This window comes from Pelomonas sp. Root1237 (assembly GCF_001425055.1).
Lineage (GTDB): Bacteria > Pseudomonadota > Gammaproteobacteria > Burkholderiales > Burkholderiaceae_C > Pelomonas.
Genome location: NZ_LMDK01000012.1, coordinates 1 through 23,846, shown reverse-complemented (window position 1 = coordinate 23,846; position 23,846 = coordinate 1). Strand labels below are relative to the sequence as shown.

General features: G+C 63.0%; 21 protein-coding genes, 2 tRNA genes and 1 riboswitch. Of the genes, 18 read left to right on the top strand and 5 right to left on the bottom strand.

Features of this window, described 5'->3' with window-relative positions:
* Window positions 1-188: 188 nt before the first annotated feature.
* The 12 genes from ASC91_RS08005 (at window position 189) to ASC91_RS07950 (ending at window position 10,945) form a co-directional block, all read left to right on the top strand.
* Entirely contained in the window at window positions 189-764 is a 576-nt protein-coding gene (locus ASC91_RS08005; protein WP_056194859.1) for an outer membrane beta-barrel protein, read from the top strand.
* A gap of 229 nt (window positions 765-993) precedes the next feature.
* Window positions 994-1,551, top strand: a complete 558-nt coding sequence (locus tag ASC91_RS08000) for an outer membrane beta-barrel protein (RefSeq protein WP_056194856.1) — start codon at window positions 994-996, stop codon at window positions 1,549-1,551.
* Window positions 1,552-1,621: 70 nt separating this feature from the next.
* Window positions 1,622-2,545, top strand: a complete 924-nt coding sequence (ybiB, locus tag ASC91_RS07995) for a DNA-binding protein YbiB (RefSeq protein ID WP_056194853.1) — start codon at window positions 1,622-1,624, stop codon at window positions 2,543-2,545.
* 114 nt (window positions 2,546-2,659) lie between these two features.
* Window positions 2,660-3,427, top strand: coding sequence for a sulfite exporter TauE/SafE family protein (locus ASC91_RS07990; RefSeq protein WP_082532632.1), 768 nt, complete (start codon window positions 2,660-2,662; stop codon window positions 3,425-3,427).
* Window positions 3,428-3,429: 2 nt separating this feature from the next.
* Window positions 3,430-5,145 (top strand): nitrite/sulfite reductase, encoded by a 1,716-nt coding sequence (locus tag ASC91_RS07985; RefSeq protein ID WP_056194850.1) that lies wholly within the window; start codon window positions 3,430-3,432, stop codon window positions 5,143-5,145.
* Between the two features lie 77 nt (window positions 5,146-5,222).
* Window positions 5,223-5,717 (top strand): DUF934 domain-containing protein, encoded by a 495-nt coding sequence (locus ASC91_RS29990; protein ID WP_056194847.1) that lies wholly within the window; start codon window positions 5,223-5,225, stop codon window positions 5,715-5,717.
* Window positions 5,718-5,725: 8 nt separating this feature from the next.
* On the top strand, window positions 5,726-6,484 hold the full coding sequence (locus ASC91_RS29985; protein ID WP_394326317.1) for a phosphoadenylyl-sulfate reductase: 759 nt from the start codon (window positions 5,726-5,728) through the stop codon (window positions 6,482-6,484).
* Window positions 6,481-7,446, top strand: coding sequence for a sulfate adenylyltransferase subunit CysD (gene cysD, locus ASC91_RS07970; RefSeq protein ID WP_056194845.1), 966 nt, complete (start codon window positions 6,481-6,483; stop codon window positions 7,444-7,446). The genes ASC91_RS29985 and cysD overlap by 4 nt, the downstream gene beginning before the upstream one ends.
* Window positions 7,446-8,732 carry a sulfate adenylyltransferase subunit 1 gene (locus ASC91_RS07965; protein WP_056194842.1) on the top strand — a complete coding sequence of 429 codons (1,287 nt, stop codon included), beginning with the start codon at window positions 7,446-7,448 and terminating at the stop codon, window positions 8,730-8,732. Before cysD ends, ASC91_RS07965 begins: the two co-directional genes overlap by 1 nt.
* The gene (gene cobA / locus ASC91_RS07960) at window positions 8,732-9,520 is read left to right on the top strand and encodes a uroporphyrinogen-III C-methyltransferase (protein WP_082532523.1); all 789 of its coding nucleotides are present in this window, start codon (window positions 8,732-8,734) and stop codon (window positions 9,518-9,520) included. The genes ASC91_RS07965 and cobA overlap by 1 nt, the downstream gene beginning before the upstream one ends.
* Window positions 9,517-9,840: a ferredoxin FdxA gene (gene fdxA, locus ASC91_RS07955; RefSeq protein ID WP_056194839.1), complete on the top strand. Its 324-nt coding sequence runs from the start codon at window positions 9,517-9,519 to the stop codon at window positions 9,838-9,840. Before cobA ends, fdxA begins: the two co-directional genes overlap by 4 nt.
* Window positions 9,841-9,856: 16 nt before the next feature.
* Window positions 9,857-10,945 carry an NAD(P)/FAD-dependent oxidoreductase gene (locus ASC91_RS07950; RefSeq protein WP_056194835.1) on the top strand — a complete coding sequence of 363 codons (1,089 nt, stop codon included), beginning with the start codon at window positions 9,857-9,859 and terminating at the stop codon, window positions 10,943-10,945.
* A 117-nt stretch (window positions 10,946-11,062) separates the two neighbouring features.
* On the opposite strand, the gene ASC91_RS07945 is transcribed toward ASC91_RS07950, so the two are convergent.
* Both ASC91_RS07945 and ASC91_RS07940 read right to left on the bottom strand, forming a co-directional pair.
* Window positions 11,063-12,328 (bottom strand): type II toxin-antitoxin system HipA family toxin, encoded by a 1,266-nt coding sequence (locus ASC91_RS07945; RefSeq protein WP_056194831.1) that lies wholly within the window; start codon window positions 12,326-12,328, stop codon window positions 11,063-11,065.
* Window positions 12,318-12,587 (bottom strand): helix-turn-helix domain-containing protein, encoded by a 270-nt coding sequence (locus ASC91_RS07940; RefSeq protein WP_056194829.1) that lies wholly within the window; start codon window positions 12,585-12,587, stop codon window positions 12,318-12,320. The genes ASC91_RS07945 and ASC91_RS07940 overlap by 11 nt, the downstream gene beginning before the upstream one ends.
* 155 nt (window positions 12,588-12,742) lie before the next feature.
* Window positions 12,743-12,844: riboswitch (TPP riboswitch) on the top strand.
* A gap of 66 nt (window positions 12,845-12,910) precedes the next feature.
* Between ASC91_RS07940 and ASC91_RS07935 the strand changes: the two genes are divergently transcribed.
* The 4 genes from ASC91_RS07935 to ASC91_RS29325 all read left to right on the top strand — a co-directional run bounded on the left by ASC91_RS07935 (window position 12,911) and on the right by ASC91_RS29325 (window position 19,605).
* Window positions 12,911-15,049 (top strand): TonB-dependent siderophore receptor, encoded by a 2,139-nt coding sequence (locus ASC91_RS07935; RefSeq protein ID WP_056194826.1) that lies wholly within the window; start codon window positions 12,911-12,913, stop codon window positions 15,047-15,049.
* Between the two features lie 36 nt (window positions 15,050-15,085).
* Window positions 15,086-15,161: transfer RNA gene (locus ASC91_RS07930), tRNA-Asn, on the top strand.
* 86 nt (window positions 15,162-15,247) lie between these two features.
* A tRNA-Asn gene (locus ASC91_RS07925) sits at window positions 15,248-15,323 on the top strand.
* Between the two features lie 562 nt (window positions 15,324-15,885).
* Window positions 15,886-19,605, top strand: coding sequence for an NACHT domain-containing NTPase (locus ASC91_RS29325; RefSeq protein ID WP_157281312.1), 3,720 nt, complete (start codon window positions 15,886-15,888; stop codon window positions 19,603-19,605).
* Between the two features lie 85 nt (window positions 19,606-19,690).
* On the opposite strand, the gene ASC91_RS07920 is transcribed toward ASC91_RS29325, so the two are convergent.
* A complete protein-coding gene (locus ASC91_RS07920) occupies window positions 19,691-19,939 on the bottom strand; it encodes a helix-turn-helix transcriptional regulator (RefSeq protein ID WP_082532522.1) in 249 nt (82 codons plus the stop codon).
* Between the two features lie 211 nt (window positions 19,940-20,150).
* Here ASC91_RS07920 and ASC91_RS07915 point away from each other — a divergent pair, with 211 nt between their 5' ends.
* Window positions 20,151-20,492, top strand: coding sequence for a zinc ribbon domain-containing protein YjdM (locus ASC91_RS07915; protein WP_056194822.1), 342 nt, complete (start codon window positions 20,151-20,153; stop codon window positions 20,490-20,492).
* Between the two features lie 444 nt (window positions 20,493-20,936).
* Window positions 20,937-21,563, top strand: a complete 627-nt coding sequence (locus ASC91_RS07910; RefSeq protein ID WP_056194817.1) for a hypothetical protein — start codon at window positions 20,937-20,939, stop codon at window positions 21,561-21,563.
* A gap of 132 nt (window positions 21,564-21,695) precedes the next feature.
* Here ASC91_RS07910 and ASC91_RS07905 read toward each other — a convergent pair whose 3' ends face one another.
* Both ASC91_RS07905 and ASC91_RS07900 read right to left on the bottom strand, forming a co-directional pair.
* Window positions 21,696-22,316, bottom strand: coding sequence for a PEP-CTERM sorting domain-containing protein (locus tag ASC91_RS07905; protein WP_200955250.1), 621 nt, complete (start codon window positions 22,314-22,316; stop codon window positions 21,696-21,698).
* Window positions 22,317-22,602: 286 nt separating this feature from the next.
* The gene (locus ASC91_RS07900) at window positions 22,603-23,694 is read right to left on the bottom strand and encodes a PEP-CTERM sorting domain-containing protein (protein ID WP_162247750.1); all 1,092 of its coding nucleotides are present in this window, start codon (window positions 23,692-23,694) and stop codon (window positions 22,603-22,605) included.
* Window positions 23,695-23,846 lie beyond the last annotated feature (152 nt).

Sequence of the window (23,846 nt, the reverse complement as noted above, 5' to 3'; positions counted from 1 at the left end):
TTGCAGCAGTATCCCCGTGCCGCCAGCACTTTGCCTGCGGTTACCAGACCAGCCGGCAAGAGTGCCCAAGTCCTACAAGTCGAGCCCCCAGCGTCAATGAGGATGGCTTGGCGACGACCGGTCGCATATCGCCGCAGGCCCCACCCGGCCCCTGCGCTCCGATGGATGAAGTAGGAGAGAAGTTCCCCATGAAAAAGATCGCAATCAGCCTTGCCGCCCTCGCCCTGGCCGCCAGCGCCCAGGCTCAGTCCAACAGCCCCGGCAGCAATGCCGCGCACAACTACGGCCTGTTGTCCCTGGGTCAGGGCCATCTCAACGTCGACTGCACCGGCGTGCAGACCTGCGACAGGAACGCATTCGGTGGCAAGGCCATGTTCGGCCATGCCTTTGGCAATGGCTTTGCAGTCGAAGGCGGCTACACCAATTTCGGCAAATTCCGCGCGTCGCAGGGCACCGTGGGGCTGAGCGGACGACCCGAAGCCCTGTCGTTGAGCGGCGCCTACACGGCCAACTTGAGCCCTGACTGGGGTCTGGTCGGCCGCCTGGGCGTGGCCCGCGTGCGCACCAAGGTGAACGCAGAGGTCGGCGCGCTGACCGGCTCAAGCAGCGAGAGCAAGACCCAGCCCATCGCTGGCCTCGCCGTCAACTACGCGCTGACGCCGTCGACCCGCGTCGAGCTGGGCGTGGACGCAACGCGGGCCCAGATCCAGGGTGAGCGCCAGAACGTGCGCATGGTGTCGCTGGGCGCCCGCATGGCGTTCTGACGGCCCAAACACGCCGCTGCGAGACCACCCGAGCCGCCTGGCCGCTTAAAGCGCGGTCAGGCGGTTTTTTTCACATCGCCCCCGAGCCGGGGGCATTGCCGTCTCATCCGCGCGACAACGTCATCAAGGGCGTACAGGCGCCGCGAATAGCATGCGCGCCGCCTCAGAAAGGCGCCGAGGCCGGCCACGCCGGTCGGCCCATCCATCAAGAGAAAAAGGGAGTGTTCTCATGAAAAAACAAACCATCGTCCTGGCCGCACTGCTGGCCGCCACCGCTGCCCACGCCGAATCGCAGGCCCACGGTTACATCGGCACCGCCGGTGGCGTCTCGCACGCCAATCTGGACTGCACGGGCTCCACCAGCTGCGACACGAGCGACACCGGCGCCAAGCTGGTGGGCGGCTACAACTTCGGCAACGGCTTCAGCCTGGAAGCCGGCTACATCGCCTTTGGCAAGTTCAAGGCTGCGGACGCCACGATGTCCGTCGCCATCAAGCCGACCGCGCTCATGCTGGGCGCTGCTTTCGCGCTGCCGCTGAGCACCGACTGGGGCATGAACGTCCGCCTGGGCGTCGCCCAGGTGAAGACACAAGCCAGCGCCACCCTCGGCACGTTGAGCGGCTCCGACTCCGAGAGCAAGGCCAAGGTCTACGCCGGGCTGGGCCTGACCTATGCCATTACCCAGAGCGTCAAGCTGGAGCTGGGCGTCGATTCGACCCAGGCCCAATTCGCTGGCGAAAAGGGCACGCTGCGCCTGGTTTCCCTGGGCGCGATCTTCGCGTTCTGATCGAGAACGCATCCCACTCGAAGGGCCGCCTCGTGCGGCCCTTTCTCATGGCTCTTCCTACACTGCGGCCATGGACTACGCCTCATTGATCAAGGAAATGGGCCGCGGCGCCCGAGGTGCGCGCGATCTGAATCGCGAGCAGGCTGAAGCGCTCTTCGGTGAGATGCTCGACGGCAAGGTGCCCGACATGGAGCTGGGCGCCATGCTGATCGCACTGCGCGTGAAGGGCGAGAGCGCCGACGAGGTGGCTGGGTTCCTGGCCGCAATGCAGGCACGAACGGCCCGCCTGGCCGCCTCCGACGGCCCACGCACCGTGCTGCTGCCCAGCTTCAACGGTGCCCGCAAGCAGGCCAATCTGATGCCCCTGGTCGCGCTGCTGCTGGCCCGCGAGGGCGTGCCGGTGCTGATCTTCGGGCGGCACGACTTCGACAGCCGCCACAGCCCCTTCGAGCTGCTGGGCGAACTGGGGCTGCCCACCAGCCTCTCGCTGGCCGATGCCCAGGCGCGGCTGGCGCGCGACAGATTGGCCGTCCTGCCTTTGCAGATGCTCAACCCTGGGTTGAACAGCTTGATGGCCCTGCGCCCGCGCCTGGGTGTTCGCAACAGCTCGCACAGCCTGGCCAAGCTGCTCGACCCCTTCCCGGTCGGCCGCGGTGTGCGTGTCGTCGCGGTGACGCATCCGGAATACCTCGACAGCATGAGCCACGCCCTGCCCACACTGACCGCCGGCGGTGGCCGGGCGCTGTTGATGCGCGCCAGCGAGGGCGAGGCCTATGCCCATCTGCGCCGCAAGGCCCATCTGATCGGTTTCCAGGACGGCGACACCGCGCCCTTGCATCCGGCCGACACGGCGGATCTGGACTGGCCGCTGTCGCCAGCCTGCACGCCAGCCGAGAACGCCGCCCTCATCCGCGCCATGTTGGAGGGCCGCGAAACCGTGCCGCCGCGCATCCTGGAGCAGGTCGCCGCACTGCGGCTTCTCGCCACAAATTGAAGTTGCTTATTCGGCATAGGCATATAGCCCCAAAAATTCTGTAGTTCTTCCGCACCGCAACATTACTTAGAGTCGCGCCCTCGGGTGGCATGGGTCGCCTCAGGGGACAGCGTGCTGGACTGGATTGCGATTGCAAGTGGATTGGGAGTCGGCCTCATCGTCGGGATCACCGGCGTGGGCGGCGGCTCGCTGATGACGCCGTTGCTGCTGTCCGTCTTCAAGCTCAACCCGGCGGTTGCCATCGGCACGGACCTGTGGTTTGCCGCACTGACCAAGATGAGCGGCTCCGTGGCCCACGCCCGGCATGGTCATGTGCATTGGGCCATCACCCGCCGCCTGCTGACCGGCTCCATCCCTGCGTCCTTGGCCACCGTGGCGTTGATGCACCTGACTGGCGTCACCAAGGGCTGGGCCTCGGCGCTGACCTTTTCGCTGGGCATCGCGCTGTTGCTGACGGCCGTCGTCGTCGCCTTCAAGAAGAGCTGGCTGGCGCTGGGCCTTCGGCTGGAACGCTGGATTCCCGAAGCCCGCAAGCCGGCGCTGACCATCCTCAGCGGCGCTGTGCTGGGCGTGCTGGTATCACTGTCTTCCATTGGCGCCGGCGCCATCGGCGCGACGCTGATCCTGCTGATCTACCCGCGCATGCAGGCCCGCGACATCGTCGGCACCGATATTGCCCATGCCGTGCCGTTGACGCTGGTCGCTGGCATCGGCCACGCCACGCTGGGCAACGTCAACTGGACGCTGCTGGTGCCGCTGCTCATTGGCTCTTTACCTGGCATCTGGCTGGGCGCCCAATTGACCCGTCGGCTGCCCGATGGCGTCGTGCGCAGCCTGCTCTGCGTTTCTCTTCTGATGGCCGGCTGGAAGGTCATCCACTAATCATGTATCGCTACACCGACTTCGACCGCCGCTTCGTCCACGCCCGCGCCGCGCAATACCGCGACCAGCTCGAGCGCCACCTCGCCGGCACCCTCGGCACCGATGAGTTCCGCGCGCTGCGCCTGCAAAACGGCTGGTACATCCAGCGCCATGCGCCCATGCTGCGCGTGGCCGTGCCCTATGGCGAGCTGTCCTCGCGCCAGCTGCGCCAACTCGCCCGCATCGCCCGCGAGTACGACCGCCAGCCCGACGGCCCCTTTGCCGGCCAGGGCGGTTACGGCCACTTCACGACGCGCCAGAATCTGCAATACAACTGGATCCCGCTGGTGGACAGCGCCACGGTGATGGAGCTGCTGGCCGAGGTCGACATGCACGGCATCCAGACCAGCGGCAATTGCATCCGCAACATCACCAGCGACGCCTTCGTCGGCATCGCGCCGGACGACATCGTCGATGCCCGCCCCTACTGCGAGATTCTGCGCCAGTGGAGCACCCTGCACCCCGAGTTCGCCCACCTGCCGCGCAAGTTCAAGATCGCCGTCTCGGGCGCCAAGGAAGATCGCGCGGCCATCGGCTGGCATGACATCGGCCTGCAGCTGAAGAAGAACGAGGCCGGCGAGGTCGGTTTCCAGGTCTTCGTCGGCGGCGGCATGGGCCGCACGCCGATTCCGGGCGTCGAGATCAACGCCTTCGTGCCCTGGCAGCAGATCCTCGTCTACATCGAGGCCATCGTGCGTTGCTACAACCTGGCCGGCCGCCGCGACAACCTCTACAAGGCCCGCATCAAGATCCTCGTCAAGGCCGAAGGCCAGAAGTTCTTCGACGCGGTCAACGAGGAATACCGCCGTATCCTGGCCGACGACAACGGCGGCCACGAGCACATCATTCCGCAAGCCGAGCTGGACCGCGTGGCGGCCTGCTTCGTTGACCCGGAAGGTGTGGCTCCCGCCGCCGAGCCCGTGCTCGACACCAGCGACCCGGCTTTCGCACGCTGGCTGGCGCGCAATGTCGACGGCCACCGCGTCGCCGGCTACCGCGCCGTCACGCTCAGCCTCAAGCGCGTCGGCATCGCCCCCGGCGACACGAGCGCCGACGTGATGGACACCGCCGCCGCCCTGGCCGACCAGTTCAGCCATGGCGAACTGCGCGTCACCCACCGCCAGAACCTCGTGCTGCCCTGGGTGAAGGCGTCTGACCTGCCCGAGCTCTTCCAGGCCGCCCGCGCCGCCGGCTTCGCCACACCCAACGCCCGCCTGCTGACCGACCAGATCGCCTGCCCCGGCGGCGACTTCTGCGCGCTGGCCAACGCCCGCTCGCTGCCGCTGGCGGCAGAGATCGCCGAGCGTTATCAAGACCAGGACGAACTCGAGGACCTCGGCGAGATCGACCTGCACATCAGCGGCTGCATCAACAGCTGCGGCCACCACCACAGCGGCCACATCGGCATCCTCGGCGTCGACAAGGACGGCACCGAGTGGTATCAGTTGACGCTGGGCGGCAGCGACGGCACCGTGCTGTCGGGCACGACGGTGGCCGGCAAGGTCATCGGCCCGAGCTTTGCGGCCGACGAGATCGCCGACGCCATCGATGCCGTCATCGACACCTTCAAGCGCGAGCGCTTGGCCGGCGAACACTTCATCCACGCGGTGAAGCGCCTGGGCCTCGACCCCTTCAAGACGGCGGCCAACGCCGTTCGCGTCTCGACCGCAAAAGTATGAACGCCCCCACGCTCGCTTCGCTCACTGCCCCCCAAGGGGGCGCCAGTGAGTTCGGGGCGGCCCAGCACTCACTGAGCATGAAATTCATCAACGCCACCACCTGCCAATGGAAGCACGCCATCGGCGAAGACGGCCCCAAGCCCGATCCCGATCCGGCGCCCAACCGCCTGCTCTCTCTGGAGCAATGGCATGCCGTGAAGACCCGCTGGCCCGCGAACACGCCGGTCGCCATCGAGTTCCCGAACGATGCCGACATCAACCAGCTCGCTCCCGACCTGGACCGCATCGCCGTTGTCGTGCTCGACTTCCCGAAGTGGACCGACGGCCGCGCCTACAGCCAGGCCCACATCCTGCGCAGCCGCTTCAAGTTCAAGGGCGCCATCCGCGCCCGGGGCGAGGTGCTCGTCGACATGATGCAGCTGCTGGCCCGCACCGGCTTCGACGAGGCCGTCATGCGCGGCGACCAGTCGCAGGCTGCAGCGCAGAAGGCGCTGGACCTGTTTGCGCCCGTCGGCTTCTATCAAGGCGACGTCAGCGAGACCCGCCCTTGGTTCCAGCGGAGCGCGGCGTGAGCGACGAAGTGAGCAGCCTGCCTTGGGCCGCTGCGCCCGCGGCCGCGTCATCGGCAGGACAGGCCATCGGCCTCTACGCCAAATGGACGCCCGCGCTGGACGCCAAGATCGAAGCCGCGCTGCAGCGCCTGCGCGAAGCCAGCATCGAGCATGGCGACGGCCTGGTGCAGAGCAGCAGCCTGGGCGTGGAAGACATGGTCATCACCGACCTGATCGCCCGCACCCAGCTGCCCATCGCCATCGCGACGCTGGACACCGGCAAATTGCACCCCGAGACGCTGGCACTGATCCCGCGCATCGCCGAGCGCTACGGCCGCGAGGTCGAGGTCTTCAAGCCGGCGGCCGACGCCGTCATCCAGTTCGTCCGCAAGGAGGGCGAGGAGGCGATGTACAAGAGCATCGAGCTGCGCAAAGCCTGCTGCGGCCTGCGCAAGATGGAGCCGCTGGGCCGCATGCTGAAGGGCCGTTCGGCCTGGATCACCGGCCTGCGCCGCGAGCAGAGCGGTGCCCGCGGTGACGTGGCCTTTGACGAGGACGACGGCAACAACCGCCGCAAGATCAGCCCCATCGCCGACTGGACCTGGGCCGAGGTCTGGGCGTATGTTCAAAAATACGAGGTTCCGTACAACCCGCTGCATGACCACTTCATGCCCTCGATCGGCTGCGCACCCTGCACGCGCGCCATTGCGGTCGGTGAAGACTTCAGAGCGGGCCGCTGGTGGTGGGAAGACTCCACCAAGGAATGCGGCCTGCACGCCAAATCATGAATGCTGCTGTGAAACCCGAACAACTCATCGCCGACGTCGACCACGCCCATCTGGATGCGCTGGAAGAGGAAGCCATCTTCATCCTGCGCGAGGTGGCCGCGAGCTTCGAGCGCCCTGCCCTGCTCTTCTCGGGCGGCAAAGACAGCTGCGTCGTGCTGCGCCTGGCCGAGAAGGCCTTCAAGATGAAGAACGCGGCTCACCCGAGTGGCTACTCGGGCAGCCTGCCCTTCCCGCTGGTGCACATCGACACCGGCCACAACTTCCCCGAAGTCATCACCTTCCGTGACCAGCGCGTCGCCGACATGGGCGAGCGCCTGGTTGTTGGTCACCTCGAAGACTCGATGGCCAAAGGCACGATTCGGCTCTCCCACCCGCTGGAAAGCCGCAACGGCCACCAGACGGTCACGCTGCTGGAGACCATCGAGGAGCACAAGTTCGACTGCCTGATCGGCGGCGCCCGCCGCGACGAGGAGAAGGCGCGCGCCAAGGAGCGCATCTTCAGCCACCGCGATTCCTTCGGCCAATGGCAGCCCAAGGAGCAGCGCCCCGAGCTGTGGACGCTGTTCAACACGCGCATCCGCCCGGGTGAGCATTTCCGCTGCTTCCCCATCAGCAACTGGACCGAGCTGGACGTCTGGCTCTACATCGCCCGCGAGAACATCCCGCTGCCGCAGATGTACTTCGCGCATGAGCGCCAGGTCATCCGCCGCAAGGGCCTGCTGGTGCCGCTGACCGACGTGACGCCGCCGGAAGAAGGCGAGACCGTCGAGACCGCGACCGTACGTTTCCGCACCGTCGGCGACATGACCTGCACCTGCCCGGTCGAGAGCCCCGCCGCCAACGCGAGCGAGGTGGTGGCCGAGACGCTGACCGTGACCGTCAGCGAACGCGGCGCCACGCGCATGGACGACCGCACCAGTGAAGCTTCGATGGAGAAGCGCAAGAAAGAGGGCTACTTCTGATGAAGGCTTTGCGATTCCTAACGGCCGGTTCCGTTGACGACGGCAAGTCCACGCTGATCGGCCGCCTGCTGTTCGATGGCCAGGCCATCCTGGCCGACCAGCTCGACACGCTCGAGCGCCGCGCCGCCGGCCGCCCAATCGACCTGAGCCTGCTGACCGACGGCCTGGAGGCCGAGCGCGAGCAAGGCATCACCATCGACGTGGCCTACCGCTACTTCGCGACCAAGACGCGCAAGTTCATCATTGCCGACGCCCCCGGCCATGAGCAGTACACGCGCAACATGGTCACGGCCGCCGCCGGCTCCGACGCCGCCGTCGTGCTGGTGGACATCACCAAGCTCGACCTGACTGAAGCCGAAGTGACGCTGCTGCCGCAGACACGCCGCCACTCGCTGCTGGCCCAGTTGCTGCGCGTGCCGAGCATCGTCTTCGCCATCAACAAGATCGACGCGCTCGATGACGCCGGCGCGGGCTTTGCCAAGGTCAAGACGGCGCTCGACAAGTTCGCCGCCGCCGCCGGCCTGAACGTCGCCGCCACCGTGCCGGTGAGCGCACTGCGTGGCGACAACGTCACCCAGCCGCTGGACGCGCCCTGGTGGAATGGCGAGTCGCTGCTGCAGGTGCTGGAGCGCCTGCCGACGCTGAGCGAGCGCGCCGACGCACCGCTGTCTCTGCCCGTGCAGTACGTGCAGAAGGACGCCTATCAATCGGCAGGCACCGGCTTCCAGCCGCGCGTGCTGTGGGGCCGCATCGCCCATGGCGCCGTGAAGGCCGGCGACACCATCGAGGTGTTGCCGTCGAAGCAGACGGCTGTCGTTTCCGAGGTTCGCCTGGCCGGCGAGACCGTGCCCAGCGCCGAAGCCGGCGACTCGGCCGGCCTCGTGCTGGACCGCCAGCTCGACGTCAGCCGCGGCGACTGGATCGTCACGCCGGGCAGCGCTGCGGTCACCAAGAACTTCTCTGCAACGCTGGCCTGGCTGGACACCGAGGCCGCCAAGCCTGGCCGCAAGTACTGGGTGCGCCACGGCAACCGTTGGGTGCAGGCGCGCATCTCGGCCATCGACTCGGTGCTGGACATCAACACGCTGACGCCGCAGGACGCCCACGAACTGCCCGTCAACACCATCGGCCGCGTGCAGATGGAGGTGCAGCATGAGCTGCCCGTCGAGCCCTTCGTGGACAACCGCGTCGGCGGCGCACTGATCGTTGTCGACCCCGCCAGCCACCGCACCAGCGGCGCGCTGCTGGTGGACGTGCAAGCCGCCCCGGCGGAAGAGGCCTGGTGATGTTAGGACGTGTGATCTTCGTCAGTGCCGGCCCCGGCGCCGCCGACCTGATCACGTTGCGCGGTGCCCGTGCGCTGTCGCAGGCCGACGTCGTGCTGGCCGATGCGCTGGCCGACCCGGCGCTGCGCGACCTGGCGCCGCAAGCCAAGTGGATCTCGGTCGGAAAGCGCGGCTTTGAGCATTCGGCCAAGCAGACCGAGATCAATGCGCTGCTCGTCAAGGCCGCGCAAGAACATGGCCTCGTCGTGCGGCTCAAGGGCGGCGACGCCAGCGTCTTCGGCCGCCTGGAGGAAGAACTCATCGCGTTGGCCGAGGCGGGCATTGCCAGCGAAGTCGTCCCTGGCGTGACCGCGGCTCTTGCCGCCGCCGCCCAGGCGCAACGCCCGCTGACGCGTCGCGGCCGCGGCCGCAGCGTGTCGCTGACGACGGCGATGACCGAGGCCGGCGAACTGCATGCCGCGCAAAGCGCCGACACCGAGGTCTTCTACATGGCCGGCCGCCAGTTGGCCGCGCTTGGCCGCCAGTTGCTGGCCGCCGGCTGGGCGCCGGACACGCCGACGCTGGTCGTCAGCCGTGCCGGCTGTGCCGATGCCATCACCAGCGAGCACGCGCTGGCTGACCTCGCCCACGCGGCCCTGCTGCACCGCGGCCGCCCCACGGTCGTCACGGTCGGGACAGGAGCCAGCCGCGTCCACGCGCAGGATCAAAACCACGCCGACCTTAAAATCGTCGTTTCGCCCGAATCATTGCCCATCGGGGCGCCCCTTACTTCCCAGAGCCGCTCATGACCCACGTCGTCACCGAAGCCTGCATCCGCTGCAAATACACCGACTGCGTCGACGTCTGCCCGGTCGACTGCTTCCGCGAAGGCCCGAACTTCCTCACCATCGACCCCGATGAGTGCATCGATTGCGCGGTCTGCATTCCCGAATGCCCCGTCAACGCGATCCTGCCCGAGGAGGACGTGCCCGGCGATCAGATCCACATGATCAAGATCAACGCCGACCTCGCCAAGGGCTGGCCCAGCATCACCAAGCGCAAGCCCGCGCTGCCGGACGCCGACGAGTGGAAAGACAAGACGGGCAAGCTGCCCGAGCTGATCCGCTGAGCTTTCTTCTCTCCTCATGCAGGCAGCAGTACAGATCAGGCCCGATGCGATTCAGACGGACGCCGTCATCGTCGGCGCCGGGCCGGTAGGCCTGTTCCAGGTCTTCGAACTCGGCCTGCTGGAGATCAAGGCGCACATCATCGACAGCCTGGCCTATCCCGGCGGCCAGTGCATCGAGCTCTATCCCGACAAGCCCATCTACGACATCCCGGCCGTGCCCGTGTGCACCGGCAAGGAACTGACCGATAACCTGCTCAGGCAGATCCAGCCCTTCGGCGCGACCTTCCACCTGGGCCAGGAAGTCACCGTTGTGCAAAAGCAGGACGATGGCCGCTTTCTGATCGAGACCAGCAAAGGCACGCAGCTGCTGGCCAAGGCCGTCTTCATCGCTGGCGGCGTCGGAAGCTTTCAGCCGCGCACGCTGAAGGTCGACGGCGTCGAGCCCTACGAGGGCACGCAGGTCCACTACCGCGTCAAGGCACCGAACCAGTTCGCCGGCAAGAACCTGCTCATCATCGGCGGCGGCGATTCGGCCCTGGATTGGGCGCTGAACTTCTGCGCCGCCAATCCCGACGGCAACCCGCACAAGGCTGAGAGCGTCATCCTCGTGCACCGTCGCGACGATTTCCGCGCCGCGCCAGCCAGCGTGGCCAGGATGCGCGAACTCTGCGACGCAATGGAGATGCAGTTCATCGTCGGCCAGGCCACCGGCATTGACGAAGCGAACGGGCAATTGACCGGCGTCAAGATCACCGGCAACGACGGCATCACGCGCGTCGTGCCCTGCGACCAGGTCCTGGCCTTCTTTGGCCTGTCACCGAAGCTCGGCCCCATCGCCGAGTGGGGCCTGGCGCTGGAGCGCAAGCAGATCGTCGTCGACACCGAGAAGTTCGAGACCAGCGTGCCGGGCATCTTTGCCGTCGGCGACGTCAACACCTACCCGGGCAAGAAAAAGCTCATCCTGAGCGGCTTCCACGAGACCGCGCTGGCGGCATTCGGCGCGGCGCCGTATGTGTTTCCGGACAAGCGCATCCACCTGCAATACACGACGACGAGCCCCAAGCTGCACAAGGTATTGGGCGTGGAGTCACCGGTCTTCGACTGAAGGCATCGGACCTGCGAAATGACGCCACAGCGGCGTTGCAAAGGCTAGCCGTAGCGCTGCTACTGTCTTCACCTTTGCGCCTTGCTGCGACGCCATTGCGCAAGCCTGGCGAGAGCCTCAATGCGGCCTGCGCGGCTTTGCCGTTTCGGCATCGCCATAGGCCAGCCCTGACTCCCAGACCTCCCGCATGCGCGACAGCAGCTCACGCGGGATGCGTTCATCGGACTTCGCTTCCTGCAGCGCCTGCTGCATGCCCTGCGCCAGGCGTTGAAGCACGGTGGCCGGCGCCTTCACATTGCAAACCTTGGCGCCAAAGGCGAGCAGTTCCTGAGTCGTCGGATAGGCCTTGCTCGTGTGCTTGCCAGCAAAGAGCTTGAGCGCCAGCGTTCGGTCCTCAAGCTCGGGGCCACCGGCGTACTGTGTGTAGCGGTAGATGGCCGTGGTGACGACATCGAACATCGGCGCCAGCCAGATGTCGCTTGGCGAGCGGTACAGCAGCCCGAAGTTCTTCAGATGCGCGTCGCCATTGCGGACCATGACGGAGAAGGCGACCTGCTCGAAGAAGCGGGCGAGGTCGGCCTGGGGCAGTTGCAGCTGCTTCAGCAGCCCCGCGATGCGCTCGTAGCTGCCGTGGTATTTACGGTCTGAAAGCGTGTCGCGCACACGCTGACCAGATAGCGCTGCGATGTCTTCGAAGCCCAGGCGCTCCACCGTCCCATCCGGCTTCAGAACGGTGTCGAAGCGCTCCAGCACCAGCATCTGGCCGTCATGCGACAGGTCAAACACCGGCGTAGAGATGCCGGCCAGGTTGGCTGCGCGCAGGCACAGGTATTCGTTGGCCGCCAGGCCGGGATAGGCCTCGCTCGCCGCCTTCACGATGAGCGTGGGAATGGGAACAGCGATCCGCACCTCGGGCACCATGATCTTGGGCTGCATGCCGGCAATGCCCGCGCCGGTGCTCAGATAGGCCGCCACCAGGTCGTTGAACACCTGGGGCGAGTAGGCCATGCCAAGCAGGCTCTCCTTGCTCAGCGGCACCGCTGGCTGCGGCGCGTCAGCACCCGGGATGCGATAGCCGAGGCGACCAATGCCGTTGTCGCCGATGAGGGCGAGCAGGTGCATGGCTGTGGTCTGCTGCTTCGGGAACAACGCCCGGATGCGCATGAACAGATCGCCCTCGGGCAGGTTCTGGTCCATGGGCGGAAAGAGGTCGCCGTCCGTCCACGTGAGCCTGACCGCCGCCGGCATCAGCAGCGCGACGGACGGCTGCTCGGCAGACGCCTCCAGGTACCGGAACTCGTAAGTCGACGCCTTGAGCAATTGGCCCGCACCCACGCGCGACCCGATGGACACATCGAGCTGCGCGATGCGCTCAGGCAGCATCGTCGTCCTTGTTGAAGGCCGCGGCCACTTCCTCCATCGTCGGCAGGCCCACCGGCTCCAGACGCATGGCCAGATTCAAAGAGCGCAGCACGTCGAACAGCGACGACACGGAGGCTTCCTCGCCGCCCTCCAGGCGGTAGATCACTTCACGCACCCGCCCCGCCCGCTCGGCCACGGCCTTCTTGCTCAGGCCCAGGGCTTCGCGCCGCTGCTGCAGCAGTTCGCCAAGTTCGGCGGGAAGTCGAATATTGGCAGTCATAGCTTGCATTTTCTATAAATATCAGAACTTTGCAAGCCATGACTTGCATGAATCACCACTGCAGATCTGCAGCGAGCCGGGCCAAGTCGCCAAGCGCGAAGGCCGGAACGCTCCGTAACCCATAGAATCCGACCCGCGCGCCGCTCCGTGTGGCGCGTCTTCGCTAGGGGTGTTGATGGCCTGGCGCCATCGACTGAGACAGTCCCTTTGAACCTGATTGAGGTAATCCTCGCGCAGGGAAGCACGCTGAAAGCCCAGGCCGAATCTTCGTCTCCCGCCCCTGGGCCCTGTCGTTTGCCGACCTGCCATCGCTTTGCATTCCGATGGCACGACTCTTTTCCCTTTCCGTTCTCGGCGCCGCCTCCGCGCTGCTCGCCGCCAGCCTCGCTTCGGCCCAGACCCTGCCCCAAGTCAGCGTCTCGGGCAAAGCCACCGAGGCCGTGCCCAGCCTCTCCGGCTTCAACGACCCGCCGGCCAAGCTGCCGATGCAGGCGCTGAGCCTGTCGGCCGAACGGCTGGGCGAGCTTGGCATCAGCCAGCTCTCGGGCATCACCAAGCTCGACGCGTCCGTCTCCGATGCCTACAACGCCGTCGGCTACTGGTCGCAGCTCAAGATCCGCGGCTTCGACCTCGACAACCGCTTCAACCTGCGCCGCGACGGCCTGCCCATCACGGGCGAGACCGCGCTGTCGCTGGTCAACAAGTCGGGCATCGAGGTGCTGAAGGGCAGTTCCGGCATGCAGGCCGGCACCAGTTCGCCGGCCGGCATCGTCAACTTCGTCGTCAAGCGCCCGCTCGCCGAGGACGGCACGGCACTGATGCTCGAAGCCATCCAGGGCGGTTCGGTGCAGGCGAGCGTCGACCACTCGCAACGCTTCGGCGCCAACCGCGAGTTCGGCGTGCGCGTCAACCTCGCCGCGGCCCACCTGGACCCGACGCTGCGTGACAGCAAGGGCCGCTCGCACACCGCCGCGCTGGCCACCGACTGGCGCATCGGCCCCGACACCCTCGTCGAGGCGGAGGTCGAGTTCAACCGCCAGAGCCAGCCCAGCCAGCAGGGCTTCAGCCTGCTCGGCAACCGCCTGCCCGACGCCAAGAGCGTCGACCCCAACCTGAACCTGAACAACCAGCCCTGGAGCCTGCCCGTCGTCTTCGACAACACGCACGCCTCGCTGCGCGTGCAGCAGAAGCTGGCCGGTGAATGGCGCGCCCAGGCGGCGCTGGGCATCCAACGCCTGCGCACCGACGACCGCCTGGCCTATGCCTACGGCTGCAGCGACGCCAATGGCGACTACTACGCCGACCGCTTCTGCCCGGACGGCAGCTACGACCTCTACGACTTCCGCAGCGAGAACGAGCACCGCGACACGACGGCGCTGGACGTCTCCGCCAGCGGCCCCGTCCAGCTCGCCGGCCTGCGCCATGACGTCACCGTCGGTGGACTGAGCAGCCAGTTCAAGAGCCGCTTCCAGCGCCAGGCCTACAACTACGCGGGCACCGGCAACGTCGACGGCAGCGCCGTGACGCCCGCCGCGCCCGACTTGACCGACGAGAACACCAACCGCGACGAGCGCAGCAACGAGCTCTACCTGCGCGACCGCGTGGCGCTGAGCGCCGACACCAGCGCCTGGCTGGGCCTGCGCCACACCCGCCTGCACCGCGAGAGCGTGCGCACGGACGGCTCGCGTGCAACGGATTACTCACAGGGCGTCACCACGCCCTGGATCGCGCTCAGCCATGCGATCGCCAGCGACTGGCTGGTCTACGCCAGTTGGGGCCAGGGCATCGAAAGCGAAGTGGCGCCCAACCGCAAGCGCTTCGTCAATGCCGGCCAGGCGCTGCCCGCGCTGAAGAGCCGCCAGACGGAGATCGGCCTGAAAACCGGCACCCAGCGCGTCGAAGGCTCGCTGACCGTCTTCGACATCCGCCGCCCCGCGTGGCGCGACACCGTGCTGCCCGGCTTCACGGAATGCAGCGCCGACAACAGCTGCGAGCGCCGCGCCGACGGCTATGCCCGCCATCGCGGCGTGGAAGCCAGCGCCGACCTGAAGTGGAGCGGCGGCGGCCTGTTCGCCAGCGCCATGCGCTTGCAGGCGCGCCGCCAAGGCAGCGCCGACGCCAGCCTCAACGGCCTGCAGCCGCCCAACGTGCCGGAGACCACGCTCAAGGCCCATGTGCGCCAGGACCTGCTGCCCGGACTGCAGGCCCAGCTCGGCATCCGCCATGAGGGCAGCCGCTTCGCGACGCCCGACAACAGCATCGCCGTGCCGGCGTGGACTGTGGCCGACGCGGGCCTGCGCTACATGCAGGGCGTGGGCAACCAGACCTGGATCTGGCGCGTGGCCGTCGACAACCTGACCAACCGCCGCGCCTGGCGCGAGTCGCCGTGGCAGTTCGAGCACAGCTACCTCTACCCGCTCGCACCGCGGACTTTCCGCACGAGTCTCGAGGTCCGGCTCTGAGGCCCCCGAAAGAACTGCTATAGTCACGGGCTCTGTTCCTCGATAGCTCAGTCGGTAGAGCGCCGGACTGTTAATCCGTAGGTCCCTGGTTCGAGCCCAGGTCGGGGAGCCACAGAAAACCCGCAAAGGCTGGCCCATCGCCAGCCTTTGCAACAACAGCGAGCCGCAACCGCACGGCAAGCAAAAATACCGATCAATTCCTCGATAGCTCAGTCGGTAGAGCGCCGGACTGTTAATCCGTAGGTCCCTGGTTCGAGCCCAGGTCGGGGAGCCAAATCAGAAGCCTCACATGCGAAAGCCTGTGGGGCTTTTTCTTGGCGACGAAACGGCGTCGCGGCACTGCTGTTGCGGAGTGCCCTCGATGAGGGCGGCGTGACCTGCAACCTGCCATGCTGGCCTGGGTGATGCTTTGACCAGCACTTGGGCGGCAATCGTCGGTCGCTTGCGTCAGACCGGACGCCGCCCTAGTCACCACTTCAGCATGCATGCCCGAACTTGGGGGCCTCAAGCCTCACGCGCGGAAGCCTGTGGGGCTTTTTTTGGTCGCCCGCAGGCGTCGAAATGCGAAAACAGACCGTGCGCCGCACTTGCTGTCTAGAAAGAAAACAGCTTCCTTGCGCCCCGCTCCCCCGGTAGCCGGCAAGTCTAGTCCGTTAACCGGGCGCCTTCTCGTCCGCAAAGCATTAGGACGCAGCTAGGTTTGGATCGCCCATCCGAACGCGCCTCCAGCGCATCGGTATTTTCACCCCCCCCACAACAAGCCCTATCAATCTGATCGTGCCTATCATCTCCTGAAAGCGCAAACACACTAGTCGCGCAAATCAGGGAGAAATAGCGTGGATCATCCATTTGAGAATCTTGACCCAGAACGATTTCAATATCTGTGTCAGTCCCTACTTGTCAAAGAGTTCCCTGGAATAACCTGCTTTCCTGTAGGTCAGCCGGATGGGGGACGGGACGCGATGGTTCGCCCGCAACGGTTCTCAAATGAAGAAAACACCAAAGGAATTGTCTTCCAAGTAAAGTTTGCGCGCGACGTTCCGGAAAACATTATCGAATGGGTCCTGGACGCAGCAAAACGGGAACTAGAAAAAGTGCAGCGTCTTCGGGAACATGGCGCGACGCACTATTACTTCATCACCAACGTCGCAGGAACGGCCCATTTTAAAACAGGCTCCATTGACAAAACGCACGATGCGTTGAGCACTCTATTTGGCCTGCCAACCACCTGTTTGTGGAGGGACGATCTAAATAGAAGATTAGATGGCAACTGGGACATAAAACTCCGCTATCCGGAAACTTTAATCGGTCAAGATTTTCTCAGACTATTCATCGACACCCAAAAAAGCGAGCTCTTGAGAAAGAGAGAGAATGCAATTCGCGCATTTCTTGCACACCAGTATAGAGAAGACGAAGAGGTAAAATTCAAGCAGGTAGAACTTCAAAATAAGCTACTTGATCTCTTCGTCGATCTACCGTTCTTACTCCAACTAAAGCGAAGTACAGGTCAGGCTATTGCAGACGGTGCGATCATTCCATTCAGGATAAGAACACATACGAATGGTGACCTGCTGCTTGAAGAAGACCCGAGTGACGACAAGAACTCCGGGACGGCAACCTTGCTGCTAGGAGATTACTTGGGATCTGTATTAGAGCAAGCGGTTATAGAGGGGGCGCCGGGTCAGGGAAAATCCACGCTGGCACAATATTTGTGCCAAGTCCACCGAATAAGAATTCTTGGGAAATCTTCCGATCTTAAAAAATTACCTCCCGCCCATCAATCGGCTCCATTGCACATCCCTTTCAAGGTTGATCTTCGCGATCTATCAGAGTGGTTAAATGGCGTCGATCCTTTCGCAGCGAAAAGAGGGGCGCTAACTGCAGAAGGCGAAGCGCGGACGCTGGAAACTTTTATAGCGCACTTGGTAACGCATCGAAGTGGTGGTTTGCAATTTCAAGCAAACGACCTTATTGAGCTCTCAAGGGCGTCCCCTCTTTTCATCGCTTTGGATGGATTAGATGAAGTCGCCGATATCAAAAGGCGGAGCGACGTAGTTTCGGCGATAAACAAAGCCGCCATTCGTCTTCGCGAAAACTGCCAGAACCTGCGCTTGATCGTAACGTCCCGGCCGGCTGCTTTTGCAAAGTCCCCTGGCTTTGATGCCGAGTCTTTTCCGTATATACAACTGGGATCAGTCAAGCGAAGTCAAATAAGCACATACGCATCCAAGTGGCTGGATGCGAGGAACCTGTCGCAGGGCGAACGACAGGATTTCGAGCAAATCTTAGAAGAGAAAATGGATCAGCCGCATCTTCGAGATTTGGCAAGAAATCCAATGCAGCTAACTATCCTACTTAGCCTCATACATACAAAGGGGCCTGCGCTTCCGGACAAGAGGACAACCTTATATGATCAATATGTAGATCTGTTCTTTAGTCGCGAGTCAACAAAAAATTCTGCGGTCAGACAACATCTAGAGCTGTTGAAGGACATTCATCGCTATCTAGCTTGGAAACTTCATTCGGCCGCCGAGGTTGGAAAAAGTACTTCGGCGGGCAGAGTTACTTCAGATGAACTAAAATCAATACTGCGCACATATTTGGAGAGGGAAAATCAAAAGACAGAAGTGATCGACGATATCTTCAACGCAATGTTGGAACGCGTCGTGATGATTGTGTCTCGTATAGAAGGTACGTATGAATTTGAAGTTCAACCTCTTCGCGAATATTTTGCCGCTAGGTATTTGTACGATACCGCTTCTTATTCACCGCCGGGCGGGGAACGAGCCGGCACCAAACCGGACCGCTTCGATGCAATAGCTCGGAATTTCTACTGGCTCAACGTAACTCGATTTTTTTGCGGCTGCTTTAGCAAAGGCGAACTACTGGATTTGGCGGACCGGTTGAACGATCTATTAGATGATCCTGTGCAACGCCGCATAAAGCATCCCCACAGACTTGCCGCCATGCTGCTGAGCGATTGGGTATTTACTCAGTCACCACGCGCTCTAATACAGGTTTCCACTAAGCTCTCGAAGAGAGAATCGCTTATAAAGCTGCTTCCTCAGCTGACTCAGTATCGTCCCGATGAGGGCGTCCGGATACCTACCGGCTGCGGAGAAGATATCCTACTTACCGCGGCGTGGGAATGGATACAAGAGCCAAACATCCGAGGCGACGTTCGGAGACAACTTGGCGCTTTCATTGAGACGAATTCCTCAACAGCCGCCTTGGTCGAAAAGTGGAGGAACAGTCGGAAAAGCATTAAGGGCTTGGCCCGTTGGCTAACGCTAGGCAGAGATATCGGAGCATTATCGCAAATCGGCACTCGCGATCTCGCTACTTATATCACACCTGAAACCATGGATTCAGCAACGATTTCGGTGCTTTGGTCCGAAGGTTTAACTGAAGCCACCTTTGGCTCGTCAATGCAAATAGACCAGGTTCGGGAATGGATGCGTACGCAGCTTCAATGGTCCCCAGACGAGGGTGGCACTGCGTTAAGGTTGATGCCGTTTATATTCAATGAGTTGATTTATGCTGCCGGAGGTGGACGATACCGAACGCCGTTCGAATCCACAAACTACCTCGAACAATATTCAGAAACCCAGTCAAACTCACCACTTTTACCGCCAAATTCTATAGAACAGGACGCCATTGCACTAAGTGAGCTTCTGATTCAGCGCCATCAGCATGGAATCAAGCAGGATACCCAAGTGTTCTGGGAGCCGATTGCAGAAGCAATTGAGCGTGTCTATGGAGTATGCCCGCTGTCCATCGCCGTTGCCAATAACGTCTTGCATTTGACCCGAGGCGCGGGCGGGCGGGCAAAAAAAGCGGATTTCTACGATAGCAATCAGTCTATTTTTTGTCGATTGAGATATGCAAAATCTCAGTCAAATGAGAAGGATTGGTGGCTTAACTCACTGGAAGCTGCAAATGGCAATGAGCAGATCATTTTTTGGAACGTTGCTTTTTGGACTTGGGCATCAAATGTAGTTACAAGCGAACTAGCGCTAAAGGTCGCCGGGCGACTCGATGCTCTAGATTCAACAAAATGGGATGAGCTGCGCTCCATACTTCGTTTCGTGCACGCATTCGCTAGAAAAAACAGTCAGAAGGCTGGATCGCCCGAGATTTCTACAAACTCTTGTAAGCGATTTGCATATTTGCTCGCACAGAAAGATCACTCCTATTATCACAAAGTTTTTCTAAGCGATTTTTCCTGCGATGCGGATGTGTTCCCCGGAGCAGCCGAACTAATTCAAAACTCGGCTTTTCATAACGCCACGATGGGAAAACTAGATTGGGATCGTGCCTTGGCGTTAATTAGCGCAACTTATTTGCGAGGAGATAGCCACACTCATTTCCCGATTGAGCTCCACAATGGAAAGAATTCGCTTCCGATCTCGGTGGTAAAGAAAATTCTTGACAATCCATTCGAATACCCTGCAGGCCTGAGCGAACTAGCACTTGCTAGAAGAGCGGAAGAGGCCCAAAAAGACATACGAGCCGTCGCGCAGATTGCAAAGGCGGATCGCTGGTTTGACGAATAGATGGGCATTGCCGAACTACTCAAAACAGGGTCGAGGCTTCTCCCACCTCGAGGTTCGCAAGTTCATTCGCTTTTGGCCGGGAGGCCTATAGCGACTCGTCAAGCGACTTGAGCAGTTGGCCCCTCTTCGCCTTTGGGAGCGCATGCCATCGCAGCAATAGCTCGGCCGTTTGGTCGTCCGGCGAGTAGAAGTACTCCACAGGCACGTCCAGCGCCTTCGCTAGGTTCTGCGCAATGTTGAACCTCGGGGTGTGGACACCCCGCTGGTACTGGCTCATCCGCACGCTGGCGGCATCGTCGATCTCGGCCGCAATGGCCACCTGCTCCAGCGTCATCCCCGCGCGCGCTCGCGCCTGAACAAACCTTCGAGCGAATACCGGCAAGCCCTCACTGCTTGAAGGGCGCTTCGTCGCGGGTTTTCAAGGGAAGCCAATCACAAGGGAACACGCTAAAGCATGTGAGGCGGTTCATGCGATGCCTCAAGGGCAGAGCAAATCCCTCCCATGACAATGCCGACTTCCCATTCATTTCCCATCGAACCCCTGCATGTCCGCCCTGCCCGCCTGCCCCAAGTGCCAATCCGCCTACACCTACGAGGACGGCGCGCAGTTGGTCTGCCCCGAATGCGGCCATGAGTGGTCGGTCGAGGCAGCTGCTCCGGCCGCCGACGAAGTGCGTGTGATCCGCGACGCGGTGGGCAATGTGCTGCAGGACGGCGACACCGTGACGGTCATCAAGGACCTCAAGATCAAGGGTTCGTCCCTGGTCGTCAAGGTCGGCACCAAGGTCAAGAACATCCGGCTGACGGACGGCGATCACGACATCGACTGCAAGATCGACGGGATCGGCGCCATGGGCCTGAAGTCGGAGTTCGTGAAGAAGGTGTGAGCATCCCGCGCTGACCGACATGCGGGCTCACGGATCGGAGATACACCTGTTAATCCGTAGGTCCCTGGTTCGAGCCCAGGTCGGGGAGCCAAATCAAGCCTCATTCGTGCAAGCGGATGGGGCTTTTTCTTGGCGTCGATGTCAGCCCTCGCGCAAGCCTGTCCTCTCGCAGGCGCCGACCGCCAGCCAAACGCCCACGAACTGGCACAGGTGCCGCGAGAGTTGCCACTGAGACAAAGGGCCAGCCAAGCGGCCACACGCGCGCCACATTAGGGAGGGCGTCAATCTTGGCGGCCACTATCCTTTGCACGGCAATAAGGTCACGTTCGAGCTGACGGTTACCCCATCCCTGAGCCGACCCCTGGCTGCTCGGCACGCTGGGCGCACGGGCCTTGCTGTCGCGCCGGCGGCTTCTGCCGGTTCGCCTTTAATTCGGAGATTGACATGGCCGCCTTGAAGAAATTCCTCCTTGCCGTTTCGACGGTGGCAGTCATGGCTCCGGCGTATGCCGAGAGAGATGTCTCCATCCCGCTGCTCCCGCCGAATTCCTTGGTGGGGCAGATCCAGATCGCGGCTTTCCAGCCGTTCGGCCAGTCGTTTACGCCCACGCTGCCGAGCGTCGGAACCATCTCGCTGTGGGTGATCAACATGAACATTGACTCCCAGCTGGCGCAGGACAAGACGCTGACCTTGAATCTGTATGCCGGAGAAGGTTTCAACGGCCCCGTGCTGGGGAGTTCAACGGTCAACGTCGACTCGCGCATCGGCACGTTGCAAGGCTGGGTAGGGCTCGTCGAGTTCAACGTCGGCAACGTCGCGGTGCAGAGTGGCCAGCCGTACAGCTTTGAAGTCACTGCGGCGTCCGCGCGGTACGGCGTCTACTGGTCGAGTGAGGGGAACTACGCTGGCGGCAGCGCCATCCTGCTCGGCACGCCTTCGGCGACGGATCTCTATTTCGGTGTCTCGACGGTGCCGGAGCTTGCTTCCTACCAGCTTCTGCTACTGGGCCTGGCTTCAGTGGCCGGCGTGCAATTCATGAGGCGCCGAGATCGCCGCGGGTTGGACTGCTGATCACAACGCCGCGCTAAGGCCCAAGACCGGCGTACTTCGCCGAGTTGCGCTAGACACGCCAACACTTGGACGACTCATGCACGCTTGGCTTGAACGTCGCGAGGCGGAGCTGCGTGCCTAAAACATTACGGATCAGCGGCGCCGCCCCGCGCGCAACCGCACACCAGCAAGCCATCCGCCGCCGATCAGCAGCAGCGCCGCCATGCCCGGCTCCGGAACTGCGGTGACGTTGAACGTCAGGTCGCCTAGAGGCTCGCTTTGGAAGGCGTTGAACATGTGACCGCCGGGATAAGCGTCTTCGCCGAGTACGGAGTAGTAGGACACCCCGAAGCGTTCGTCCGATGCAGTGAGCTGAAAGGAATAGGTTTGCCCTGGCTGCAACTTGACGGCTCCAAGGTTGAAGTCCACCAGCGCCGCGCCGCCGGCGTCACCAAGAAGGGCCCGCACATCCACGCTGCTGGATGCGAGCAATGTGCCGCCGCTGCCCTCACCCTCGTACAAGCTCAGAGAGACAAGGCTTCCCGGCCGAGACTTGTTCATGTTGCGCAACTCGACGCCAATGGTGTCGATGCGCGTACCGACCGCGGTGAAGGTTTGCCCGGGCATGAAGGGGTACATCACACCGAAGCCCATCGACTGTGGTTGGTTTATCACCACCGCCGCCTGCGTCGTGGCAGGCGCCAACGCGAGTGCGAAAAGCGTGCCCATCAGAAGAGGCAGACGAGGGACAAGCCGGCGGGTTTCAGCTTTCATCATCGACTCCTTAAGAACTAAGGCATCGCACAAGCTTAACTGGTTAGGGGCCCCATGTGGTTCGTGGACAGGCCTCTGCGAATGTCGTCACCCATGCCTCACTGCGCTGCTCTCATCGACGAGGTCCTCGAACTTTGCGCCAACATCGCCATGAGATGCCCCGCGTCGCAGGGCCCACCGAAGACAGATTGATTCTGGTCTGCGCCAGCATGCGAACCACCACGATCGACGAGCCGGTGAAGACCCAGCCCTTTACGGTGCGATGTCGGATTGCATGCCAGCCAAGTCAACGCTGTGAACGGCGCACCCGAAGCATCAGCACGACCAGCCCGAATGCCAGCAGACCCACGCTGCCCGGCTCAGGAACCGGGCTGGCAAAGGACTTGGCGAAATCGGCGCCGCTGCCTTCGCTCAGCGCAGTAAAGGCGACGGCATTGCCGTTGGCATCCGTCAGGCCCGATATGCCACCCCAGGCCACGGTGTGAGACAAATCGGTGCGAAAAGCAGCGTCAGTGGCCGAGCTGGCGCCGAACACATAGCCCACCGAGGCAGCCGCGCTCACGGTGCCGGCAAAGTGCAGCGAGATCGGCGTGCCAAAGGCAAAGCTGACGGTGAACGTCTGGCTGCCGAAATCTCCATTGCTGGACTCGAACAGGGCGCCGTTGCCGTTGCGAGAGATCGAATGATCACCATGCCAGGCGGCGCTGGGTGAGAGGGGCGACCCGGGCAGATAGCCCGCGTTCAATGTGACGTCGGCCGTCCACTGCCCGATGACGGACCAGTTGCCACCCACGTTGCCGTTGCCGCCGATGCTCCCCGAGGCGCCGATCGAGAAGGTCAGCAGCCCCAAGGCGCCGGGGCCGCACAGACTCAGGTTCTGGCAATTGACGGCATTGATCGTGAATGCATCGTCAATGCTGCCGTTGGCCGAACTGCTGCCATTCGCGTACATCGCGGCGCCGTTCGTGCTGGTCAGGTTGGCGCTGGCTTCGGCCAGCAGATGCAAGGCGCCCAGCCCCGCGGAGGCAGAGGCATTGGAACGGCCCAGCCCCGTGGACACCGCCGCCCCGCCGCCGGCCGCTTCGAATTGCGAAGACGTGGCCGTGAAACTGACAGGCACCGTGTCCGCGTTGAAGTGGTAGTCGGTCGGGCCAGGGATATTGATGGTGCCGCTGCCCGCCGAAGCCGTGGCCGAGAATTTTGGCGTCGCCGCTTGCGCGGCAGCCCCAATCAGCAACAGGCAGGCAGCCAGAACGAGTGCGGTTGAACGGGCCATGCCAATCTCCGATGTCGCTGAAGCGGCGGATTGACGCATGGAAACACCGCCCCGCCTAGCGCCAGCCCGGCCCGCGTCGTCATTGTTGATGGCGCCAACCACCCTGTTCGGGTAATGGCACCCACCACGATTGAATTCGCGCCCGGCGCGCGATTTGACTAGGGCCTGTTAACACTAATTGCGTCGAGTCGGGTTCGCTGTGACAGTGTCTGCATGGAGATCACAGCAGCGCAATTCAAGTTGATTGAGCACTT